11 protein-coding genes are annotated in these 11,224 nt (G+C 41.1%); all 11 read right to left on the minus strand.

The window, feature by feature from the left end:
* Positions 1-69: 69 nt before the first annotated feature.
* Positions 70-897 carry a tryptophan synthase subunit alpha gene (gene trpA, locus PQ456_RS14040; RefSeq protein WP_420540615.1) on the minus strand — a complete coding sequence of 276 codons (828 nt, stop codon included), beginning with the start codon at positions 895-897 and terminating at the stop codon, positions 70-72.
* On the minus strand, positions 894-2,087 hold the full coding sequence (gene trpB / locus PQ456_RS14045; protein ID WP_273612861.1) for a tryptophan synthase subunit beta: 1,194 nt from the start codon (positions 2,085-2,087) through the stop codon (positions 894-896). Before trpB ends, trpA begins: the two co-directional genes overlap by 4 nt.
* Entirely contained in the window at positions 2,087-2,794 is a 708-nt protein-coding gene (locus tag PQ456_RS14050) for a phosphoribosylanthranilate isomerase (RefSeq protein WP_273612862.1), read from the minus strand. The genes trpB and PQ456_RS14050 overlap by 1 nt, the downstream gene beginning before the upstream one ends.
* On the minus strand, positions 2,787-3,623 hold the full coding sequence (trpC, locus tag PQ456_RS14055; protein ID WP_273612863.1) for an indole-3-glycerol phosphate synthase TrpC: 837 nt from the start codon (positions 3,621-3,623) through the stop codon (positions 2,787-2,789). The genes PQ456_RS14050 and trpC overlap by 8 nt, the downstream gene beginning before the upstream one ends.
* Positions 3,613-4,653: an anthranilate phosphoribosyltransferase gene (gene trpD / locus PQ456_RS14060; RefSeq protein WP_273612864.1), complete on the minus strand. Its 1,041-nt coding sequence runs from the start codon at positions 4,651-4,653 to the stop codon at positions 3,613-3,615. The genes trpC and trpD overlap by 11 nt, the downstream gene beginning before the upstream one ends.
* A 52-nt stretch (positions 4,654-4,705) precedes the next feature.
* Positions 4,706-6,262 carry an anthranilate synthase component I gene (gene trpE, locus PQ456_RS14065; protein WP_273612865.1) on the minus strand — a complete coding sequence of 519 codons (1,557 nt, stop codon included), beginning with the start codon at positions 6,260-6,262 and terminating at the stop codon, positions 4,706-4,708.
* Positions 6,263-6,881: 619 nt separating this feature from the next.
* Positions 6,882-7,253, minus strand: coding sequence for a chorismate mutase (gene aroH / locus PQ456_RS14070; RefSeq protein WP_273612866.1), 372 nt, complete (start codon positions 7,251-7,253; stop codon positions 6,882-6,884).
* A 3-nt stretch (positions 7,254-7,256) separates the two neighbouring features.
* Positions 7,257-8,351: a 3-dehydroquinate synthase gene (aroB, locus tag PQ456_RS14075; RefSeq protein WP_273616324.1), complete on the minus strand. Its 1,095-nt coding sequence runs from the start codon at positions 8,349-8,351 to the stop codon at positions 7,257-7,259.
* Positions 8,352-8,359: 8 nt separating this feature from the next.
* Positions 8,360-9,529, minus strand: a complete 1,170-nt coding sequence (gene aroC / locus PQ456_RS14080; RefSeq protein WP_273612867.1) for a chorismate synthase — start codon at positions 9,527-9,529, stop codon at positions 8,360-8,362.
* Positions 9,530-9,840: 311 nt separating this feature from the next.
* Positions 9,841-10,644, minus strand: a complete 804-nt coding sequence (locus PQ456_RS14085; protein WP_273612868.1) for a CheR family methyltransferase — start codon at positions 10,642-10,644, stop codon at positions 9,841-9,843.
* Positions 10,645-10,695: 51 nt separating this feature from the next.
* Positions 10,696-11,139: a nucleoside-diphosphate kinase gene (gene ndk, locus PQ456_RS14090; protein ID WP_204823516.1), complete on the minus strand. Its 444-nt coding sequence runs from the start codon at positions 11,137-11,139 to the stop codon at positions 10,696-10,698.
* Positions 11,140-11,224: the final 85 nt, after the last annotated feature.

Raw genomic sequence — 11,224 nt, forward strand, 5'->3', positions numbered from 1 at the left:
TTTTAACTCCTTCATGTAAAAGTTGGAGCCGCTATGATAGGGCTCCATCTTTATTAATATAGTAATTTTTTATTCTTTTAATTCTGCCACAAATTTGCGAATTTGCAATAATCCTTCGATTTTGCGTTCAGGATTGGTTAAAAGAGGAATTTGTGATTCGATCTGACGTACAATCGCACTACCTACTACCACGCCATCACAGAATTTAGAAAATTCTCTTACTTGTTCGCTACTCGAAATCCCAAATCCAACGGCTACTGGAAGATCGGTATTGCTTTTCACATCGCGGATAAATTGCTCTACATTATTATGAAACGAAGCTCGTTCTCCGGTTACTCCCAGTGAAGATACGCAATATACGAATCCTTGAGCACCATCTAGAATCGCTGCGATTCGGTCATTGGATGTAGGAGCTACAAGAGGAATCAAGCTCACACCTGCTGCTTTGGCACGTTCTCTCATTTCACCAGACTCTTCAACAGGTAGATCAGGAATAATCATCCCGCTGATCCCATGAGCTTGCATCGTTTCAAAAAAAGTATCCAATCCAAATTGCAATATCGGATTATAATACGTAAACAAAATAAATGGCATTTCTACTCCGCGCTGACGTGCTCCATCTGCTACTTCTAGACAAGTATGAATCGTCACCTGATGAGTAAGCGCACGCTGAGAAGCACGCTGAATTACAGGTCCATCTGCTAGTGGATCGGAATAAGGTACTCCTAACTCCAAAATATCGGCTCCAGCCGCTTCCATTTCTACAATAATATCAATAGTAGTCTGTGGATCAGGATCACCTACTGTAAGAAAAGGAATTAAAGCTGTTTTGCCTTCTTCTTTTAGGCGGGCAAACGTAGCATCCATACGATTCTGACTTTGATCGGTCATGCTCATTGTACGCCCTCCTCATACTGCATAATGGACTCTACATCTTTGTCGCCACGACCAGACAGGCAGATCACTAGAAGTTGATCACTGCTCATATCTTTTGCGATTTTGACTACATGCGCAATCGCATGCGAAGATTCTAAAGCAGGAATAATACCTTCGGTACGGCAAAGTAATTTCAAAGCATCCAAAGCTTCTGCATCGGTTACAGGCACATACTGTACACGCTTGATGTCTTTTAGATAAGAGTGTTCAGGGCCTACTCCCGGATAATCGAGACCGGCTGAGATCGAATGTGCAGGTTGAACCTGTCCGTATTCATCTTGCAATAGATAACTCATCGATCCTTGAAAAACACCTTTGGTTCCCAGACTCATCGTTGCTGCATGTAGAGGTGTATCAATACCTCGTCCAGCGGCTTCGACACCGATCAGGTTAACATCTGTATCTTCTATAAACGGGTAAAACATACCGATTGCATTACTACCGCCTCCGATACAAGCAACAACTGTATCTGGTAAACGATTTTCGATGTCTAAAATTTGACGGCGTGTCTCGTCTCCAATAATGCGTTGGAAATTACGTACCATCATTGGATATGGATGAGGCCCTACTGCTGAACCTAGGATATAAAATGTATCTTCTACATTACTTACCCAGTAGCGTAATGCTTCATTTCCAGCATCTTTAAGGGTCATTGTACCCGAAGTAACGGGAACCACTTCTGCTCCTAACAATTTCATCCGAAATACATTTAACTGCTGACGACGAATATCTTCTTCGCCCATAAATACTTTACATTCAAGCCCGAACAATGCCGCTACAGTAGCTGTAGCTACACCATGTTGACCTGCACCCGTTTCAGCAATCACTTTCTTTTTCCCTGTGCGCTTAGCGAGTAACCCTTGAGCAAGTGCGTTATTGATTTTATGAGCCCCTGTATGATTCAAATCTTCACGTTTTAGATAGATTTTAGGGCCGCCCAATTCTTCGCTCAACCGTTGTGCATAATATAATGGTGTTTCCCGTCCAGAATATTCTTTAAGCAAATATTTGAGTTCTGTCTGAAATTCTTCATCTTCTGCATATTGATAATAAGATTGTTCCAATTCGATAAGTGCATTCATCAGAGTCTCAGGCACATATCTTCCTCCAAAATCGCCGAAACGTCCTTTTGCATCTGGTAATGTAGTCATTATGCCTTCACCCTTTCTACAAATGTTGTTATTTTCGTGATGTCTTTCATTCCGTCCGTTTCTACTCCACTTGATACATCGACGCCTTCAAGCGAATGATGATGGAGCAGAGATGATACATTGTCTGGTGTTAATCCTCCAGCAACAAGCAATGGAATATTATGTGTAACTGTCCACTGATGATAAGGTTCTATTTGGTCCCAGGCAAACGTTTTACCTGAACCTCCTCCATATAGAGGATCATACGTATCTAATAAAAAGGCATCGACAACGCCTTGATAAGGTAAAAGTTGTTGTTCTACAGATTGTTGTTGTGCTGTATTTGTCAGTGAAATCACTTTGAATACCTGCTTCTGCAATTGCTCTTGAATCTGTCTGCACAGTTCAGGAGACTCTTGACCATGAAGCTGGATCACATCAAGTGGTGCTACCTCAACGATATCTTTTAATTCATCCAATGTCGGATTTACAAACACACCGACACTTTGAGGAACTGTATCGTTTTGCCATTGATGCAACGTTTTGATCAGCATAGCTGCTTGATCACGATTCACTTGACGCTTGCTTGTAGCAAAAACGAAACCGATGTAATCAATCGGTAATTGTATCATAGATTTTAGCACTTCAACGCTTTGAAGTCCACAAATTTTTACGTATTTTTTTTCGCTGTTACTTTGCTCAGTGGATGATTGTTGAGCTTTATTCATGTGTGCTTTTGGAATCATTGAAGTTGGCAGTTTTGGTAGGTTCCATAAGCGTTGTTACAGCGTTACGGATATCGTCTTTACGCATAAAGTACTCTCCAACCAATACGCCTTTAGCTCCTGCACCTGATAAATAAATCATATCATCCACTCCAGAAATTCCACTTTCACTGATCAAAGGAACATTGGCTGGAACGAGATTAATCAGTTCAACCGTAGTCGCAAGTGATGTCTCAAATGTTTTGAGATTGCGATTATTTACACCAATTAATCCATGTTCAGCGGCTCCTTTAATTTGTAATACGGTCGCTAGTTCTTCGCGATCATGTACTTCAATCAATACATCCAGTCCAATAGATAATGCCAGATCAAAAAACGATTGTAATTGTTCTGGTGTCAAAATAGCTGCGATTAACAAAATAGCATCTGCACCGATTAAGCGTGCTTCATAAATCTGCACCTCATCAATAATAAAGTCTTTACGCAGTAACGGAAGCTGTACTGCATGGTGAATAGCGGTTAAGTATTCTTTATTTCCCTGGAAATAATCGACATCTGTTAATACAGAGATACAATCTGCCCCTGCATCTTCATACGCTTTAGCAATTTCAACAGGATCAAAGTCCGGACGAATCAATCCTTTCGATGGCGAAGCTTTTTTCACTTCAGCAATCAATCCCATCGAATGATGAGGATGTTGGATTAATGCTTTTCGAAAACCTTTTGTTGCAGGTAAAGTTTTAATCTGCTCTTTGGCTTGTTCTACCGAAAATGACTTTTTCAATTGTTCAACTTCCTGTTGTTTGGTTACTACAATACGATCAAGATACATGGCTTAATCCCTCCGTTGTGTCTATTAATTGTTGTAACTTATGAGCAGCAGCTCCTGAATCGATAGCTTGAGCTGCTATAACGGCTCCTTGCGCAAGTGAATCGGCCTGACCTGAAAGGTAGATACAGGCTGCACTATTTGCGACTACGACATCACGATAAGCACTTTCTTCTCCGCGCAGTACACTGCGAATAATATCAGCATTTTCCATAGCGTCTCCGCCTAATGTATGTTCTATTGGATGTGTAGGTAGACCAAAATCTGCCGGGCTAATCTCATAGGTGTGTACTTGACCATCTTTTAGCTCTGCTACTCTTGTAGGGGCAGATATACTAATTTCATCAAGTCCATCCAGACTAGCTACAACCAGTGCACGCTTCAATCCTAGTAAATGAAGTGTATGGGCTACTGTCTCAATCTTACTAATATCGTACAACCCAATCAACTGACGGTCGGCTCCGGCTGGATTCGTTAAAGGCCCTAACATATTAAAGACCGTACGCACCCCTAACTCACGACGTGTAGCAGCGGCATACTTCATAGATGGATGAAACACTTGCGCAAACATAAAGCAAATACCGATATCTTCCAAACATGCAGCCGCTTGCTCGGGATTTAGCGTAATATTCACACCGAGAGCTTCTAATACATCTGCACTTCCTGCTTTCCCAGAAGCAGATCGATTACCATGCTTGGCAACACGTACACCGATAGAAGAAGCAATAATCGCAGATACCGTTGAAATATTAAATTTATGAATCCCCGAGCCACCTGTTCCGCAAGTATCTAACAACCCATCTGATAATACAGGAACACTACCTCCATTAGTACGCATCGCTTCTGCTAGACCCGTAATTTCTTCTACTGTTTCTCCTTTGATTCGAAGAGCTGTCAGTAAGCCTCCGATTTGAGAAGGAGTAGCAATACCGCTCATAATTACATTCATCACTTGACTCGACTGTTCGCGTGTTAAGTGCTTGCCTTCAATAATGGTAGCAATTGCTTGTTGCATCAGTTCATTTCCAACCATCTCTGTCTCTCCTTTACCTCTTTTATCTTTATCTATTTATTTACAAGGATGTTTAACGATCATATCCGTACATGTAATCTTGATTGATTTCAGACTCGTTTTCTTGCTCTTTTGGTAAAAACATCGCTTCAGCAACACGAATCGATTTGAGCATTCCTTTAGCTTTGTTCACTGTTTCTTCGTATTCTTTTTCTGGAACCGAATCCCAGACGATACCTGCTCCTGCTTGTACATAAGCTTTCCCGTTTTTGAAAATAATCGTTCGAATCGTAATACAAGCATCCATATTGCCGGAGAATCCTAGATAACCGATTGCTCCTGCATAAGCACCACGTGCTTCATTTTCGATTTCAGCAATAATTTCCATCGCTCTTAATTTCGGTGCACCAGATACGGTTCCAGCAGGCAGACAGGATAAGAACGCATCGAAAAAGTCTTTATCTTTGTGCAATGTACCTGATACGCCAGATACAATATGCATCACATGGGAATACCGTTCGATTTCCATAAATGTATCTGTTTTGACACTTCCGAATTCAGATACTCGTCCTAGATCGTTACGACCGAGATCGACTAACATTAGATGTTCTGCACGTTCTTTCTCGTCTTGAAGCAATTCTTCAGCTAATGCTTGGTCTTCGGCTTCTGTCTGACCACGAGGACGCGTTCCGGCGATAGGACGTGCCTCTAAGCGATCTCCTGCTACTTTTACAAGTGCTTCTGGCGATGTACCTACAATAATCTCATCATCCATTTTCAAATAATACATATACGGTGATGGATTCATTGTGCGTAATACACGATATACTTCAAGCGGCGATACTTCTGTCTCAATATGAAACCGTTGAGATAAAACCACTTGAAAAATATCACCAGCACGAATATATTCTTTTGCCCGATCTACACCGTCCAAATATTCTTCTTTGGTCATATTGGATTGAATTTCGCCCATCTCTACATCTTCTGATACCGGGCTACGTCCCATCGTACTGATAGAAGGCTGCGTTTTTAATAAATCTTCTGTCGCTTCTAGCTTACGGCTCGCTTTGATATAAGCTTCACGAATTTGTTGTTCTGTAGCGTTATCCGGCACATGCACATTACCAACTAACAAAATATGTTGTTTTACATGGTCAAATACCACAATCTGATCACAGAACATAAATTGAATATCATCCATCTGCATATCATCTATCCGATGAGCAGGTAATTTTTCATAATACTGTTGTAGATCATAGCCGAAAAATCCGATCGCTCCGCCTGTAAATGGAGGCAATCCATCTACTTTGGGACTACGGTAACGTTGCAATAATGTTTTGAGTTGTTCAATAGGCTTGCCTGCTAATTCGGCTTCCTGACCGTTGATTTCAAGTTTGATTCTGCCCTTTTTGCCAGAGATCAGAAGAAATGGATCACTACCGATAAACGAATATCGCGCCCATTTACTACCGCCTTCTACACTTTCCAGTAGAAAGGCACGCTTATGATCAGCATAACGTTGAAAAATCCGAATCGGGGTCTCCATATCGCCTAGCAAACGTTTGACAATAGGAATCAAATTATATTCTTTCGATGTTGCAATCACTTGTTCAATATTGGGCTGAATCATAGTATTCGCTCCTCAGATTTGTATTTTGGGTACTAAAAAAGCCTTCACGCGTGTCGACGCATGAAGGCTGCAATAGACGTACAAAATGTACAAATGTCAGAATCGATTACTTGGGATTCCGGCAGAATCGAAGTATTCCCACTACAAATAGTACAAAGAAATAAGTAAACAGATATTATACATCTGCATACTGATATTCATCATCTGTCAGCTATCTAGTTAGCACCACTTTGATATGATTACCCATTTATGATAACAGTGATACACTCTTGTATCTCTCGTTATATCCATCATTCTGATAATCATCATTTTAGGTGATACTTACGATTGTGCTATACAGATACTTCTATTGTCTATTTCTAGCTGTACCACGTTATACTGCTTGAAACGTCTTCGCTATTGTCTTCCTGCTGGCACACGATCCGAATTGAATAACATACAGTGTCTTCACACTTATGGATCAATCCGCTCTGCCCGCCGACAAGGCTTACGTTTCATTCTCATCTATACTCTTCTCTACCTCTACTTGCATCTCAGCTCATTACACGGCTCTTACTATTTATCTTAACGACTACTATACAGCAAAAGAAACGTCTAACGCAACCCTTACATCCTATCCCTATTCTGAAATGACTAAATCTGGACGTAATCGCTTGGCTTCGTTTAAATAAACATGTTTGATTTCTTGTTGTGATTTTGTCGTATTTACTTGAATCATCAGTCGGATACATTTAGGTAAGCTGTTCTGTACTGCTGCTTCCACCGCACACATTAAAGGAACCATATTCCAACCTTCCATTTCACGAATCGCTAATGCTGGAAAAATAGCATCCAGATCAGGTGTCATCGTAATCCAGATACAGCTGATATCTTCAGGTTCAAATTGATTACGGCCTACAATCTCCTTCAGCAATACTACGGTTTCATCCAATATTTCCTGTTTGTCATTATTGATTACTGTAGTAGCCCCACGAATTCCTCGATTGTACATCGTTTACACCTCTTCCTTTAATTGCTCGACTACACGGCGTACCAGATCATAATCAACATTGTGATTGATCTCTACAACACCAATCGATTTGGGAACGATAAATGTCATTGATCCTTCTTGAAATTTTTTATCATGCATCATCGCTTCCATAATCCGATCAGTATCCAGACGTTCAGGCAATACAGTAGGCAGTCCAAGTGCTGTTAACATACGACGTGTCGTATCCACCAGACCGGGTTCTCCACCTAATTGTTCACCGATCAGCGCAGAACCGACCATACCAATAGAGATCGCTTCTCCATGAATAATCTCACCATATCCTGCTACCGCTTCAATAGCATGTCCTATAGTGTGTCCTAGATTAAGAATTGCTCGTAGATCATTTTCGCGTTCATCACGTGAAACGACGATTGCTTTGATCGAACATCCTTTTTCCAATCCATAACCCATCACTGTCATGTCTACAGATTTCAATTCTTCAGCATGCTCCAGACACCAATAAGCAAATTCTTTATCCCAGATTAAACCATGCTTCACCATCTCTGCAAGTCCAGCATTAATTTCACGTTTGGGTAATGTTTGAAGTGTTGTCAGATCATATAATACGAACTCTGGTTGATGAAAAACACCGATCATATTTTTAGCCAGACGATGATTAATCGCTACTTTTCCACCTACACTGCTATCATGTGCAAGTACGCTAGTCGGCATCTGAATAAACCGGATACCGCGCATATAGGAGCCAGCGACAAACCCAGCCAGATCACCTACTACACCGCCACCCAAAGCGATGACAGTCGATTTGCGATCCAGACCACCTTGAATCGCTTTGGTCATGACTTCTTCAAATACAGACATCGATTTGGACTGTTCCCCTGCACCTACAATCGCGGTCACGACTGTAAATCCAGAAGCAGTCAATGACTGCTCCACAATATTCAGATAAGGATCAGCCACATGTTCATCGGTAACGATCAATACCGGGCTTTGCTTAGAAATGTGATGATTGTCTAAATAATTTCCTGCCTGTTGCAACAAATCTTCTCCAATATAGATTGGATAGGAACGTTCGCCAAGTTGGACATCAACGGTTCTCACCGCAGACATTAGTATTGCTCCACTTGAGTAAGGTAATTTTTAAGATTGTTACGAATCTCATCCATTGAATCGCCGCCAAATTTCTCAAGGAAAGCCTTGGCTACTTCCCAGGCAACAACACTTTCAAGCACAACGCTAGCGGCAGGTACAGCACAAGCATCAGAACGTTCCACTTGAGCAGTAAATGCTTCTTTGGTATCGATATCTACACTTTGTAGCGGTTTGTACAATGTTGGAATAGGCTTCATTACTCCGCGGACAACGATCGGCATACCATTCGTCATTCCACCTTCAAATCCACCCAGACGGTTGCTAGCACGATGATATCCACGCTCTTCGTTATATAAAATCTCATCATGTACTTGTGAACCACGAAGTTCTCCTGCTTCAAAACCAATACCGATCTCTACACCTTTAAAAGCATTGATCGACATAACGGCTTGAGCGATACGTGCATCAAGCTTACGGTCATATTGAACAAAACTTCCCAGACCGACAGGAACGCCTTCAATAATGCATTCAACCACTCCACCGATCGAGTCGCCTTCTTTTTTGATTTGTTCGATATAAGCTTCCATTTTTTGCTCGGTTTCTTTATCAACCACACGTACAGAAGATTCTTCCGTTTGCGCAATTAACTCATCCAGTGGAAGATTATGAGGTGGTGCTACAATTTCACCGATACGAATGACTTGTCCGGCAACTTTGATACCAAATGCTTCAAGAAATTGACGTGCCACAGCTCCACAAGCGACACGAATCGCTGTCTCACGTGCACTAGAACGCTCTAACACGTTACGCAAATCTTTGTGATTATATTTAAGACCGCCATTCAGATCAGCATGACCTGGACGTGGACGATGTACACGACGTTTTTCTTCGTCTGTACCTTCCATCGGCTCAATATTCATAATTTTAGTCCAGTGCTTCCAGTCATTATTAGCTACAACCAAGGCTACAGGTGCTCCTGTTGTATATCCATGACGTACACCGCCTACGATATCGGCTGTATCTTTTTCAATTTGCATGCGGCGACCTCGTCCATACCCTTTCTGACGACGTGCCAATTGGAAATTCAATGCTTCAAAATCCAGCTCTAGCTGGCTTGGTAATCCTTCAATAATCGCAGTCAATTGGGGACCATGTGTCTCCCCTGCTGTTAAATAACGTAAACTCATTGTTGCGTTCCCCCTTTAAACTGTTAAACTGTGCATTGCTAAAATCCGTAATTATCTTTGCTTATTATAGTACAGCATCTATTGGTTTGACAAGAAAGGGTAAAACATTGATGTAATCTATTGTTACTAGCTATTTATCATAAAAAACACGCCACCTTTTCGTCATAGACGATACCAGCAGCGTGTTTTTATTTAAATGGATTGCATAGATTCTCTGTAGATTAGGTCTAGAAAATGAGTCTATACATGAATAAGTATCGCGTATTTCTAGCCTCAATCATGTGCACTTTTTATTACAGATCAAGCGAAAATCAGCCTTTTTTGTAATAAAAGAATGTTTCCGATGTCTCGAACCCATATTGTGCCGGAGAAAAAATCTGCTCCGTACTGCCTACAAATAATACTCCACCAGGACGCAGACTGTTTGCGAATTTATGATACAGCATGTTTTTGGCTTCTTCTGTAAAATAAATCATCACGTTGCGACATACGATTAGATCGTATCCTGTTTCAAACGTATCGGTCAGTAGGTTACCTTTACGGAAATTTACCGCTTTTTTCAGCGAGTCACTAATATGGAACATGTGACCATCTGCTGTAAAATGGCGTTTGGCAACATCAGCAGGAACATCTTTTAATGAACGTTCCAAATACATTCCTTTTTTAGCTTTTTCCAATGCACCGTCATCAATATCCGTAGCATGTAAAGTAGTACTGGATAAAAGATTTTTGTCAGACAGGATCATCGACAATGTATATGGCTCTTCACCTGTAGAACAAGCTGCGCTCCATACTTTTAAGTTTTTACCGTTGTTTTTTTGCAATTGCGGTAAAATCGAATCACGCAATACTTCCCAACGGTTCGGGTTACGCCAAAATTCAGATACGTTGATCGTCATACGATCCAAAAATTCATAAAATAACGTTTTGTCTTTCAACATTGCATCGAAAAACGCGCTAAATGTAGAAAATCCATTTTTGGTACGTAATGTTGTCAGACGGCGCTTCATTTGAGCTTCTTTGTATTGAGACAAATCGATTCCAGTATTATCTTTTACTTTTTTTATAAAACCTACATAGTCCGGGTCTGAATGAATAGTATCATTAATAAGCATGGGATCACTTCCTTGATCATCATTATAAGTGCAGTCCATGCGAGGGTATGTTTAGATCCATGCTGAAATATTTTTGTCGTAAACGCTTAATTCGTTCTCGTCAAAAAAATTAGCAATCTCCCGTTCAGCACTTTCAACTGAATCGGAACCGTGAATCAGATTGAGTGGAGTATGATTAGCAAAGTCACCACGAATCGTTCCAGGTTGTGCTTCAGTTACTTTGGTTTTGCCGATAACCATGCGAGAGATTGTGATAATATCATCACCTTCCCAGACCATAGCGAACACCGGACCTGAAGTAATAAAGCTGATCAAACCATCATAGAATGCTTTGCCTTCGTGCTCTGCATAATGACGCTTTGCCTGTTCCTCTGTTGCGGTTACGAACTTGCCACCTACCAGCTTAAAGCCTTTGTCCTCCAAACGACTGACAATGCGTCCTATTAACCCCCGCTGCACACCATCAGGTTTAATCATCAAAAATGTGCGTTCCATTGGTTCACTCTCCCATTATCTACAATGTGATCTGCTACTGGGCATAGTTGGTAATGATGCCCACCTGTGTATTCTAACAGAAACC

The organism is Paenibacillus kyungheensis (genome assembly GCF_028606985.1).
In the GTDB taxonomy this organism is placed as follows: Bacteria; Bacillota; Bacilli; order Paenibacillales; family Paenibacillaceae; genus Saccharibacillus; species Saccharibacillus kyungheensis.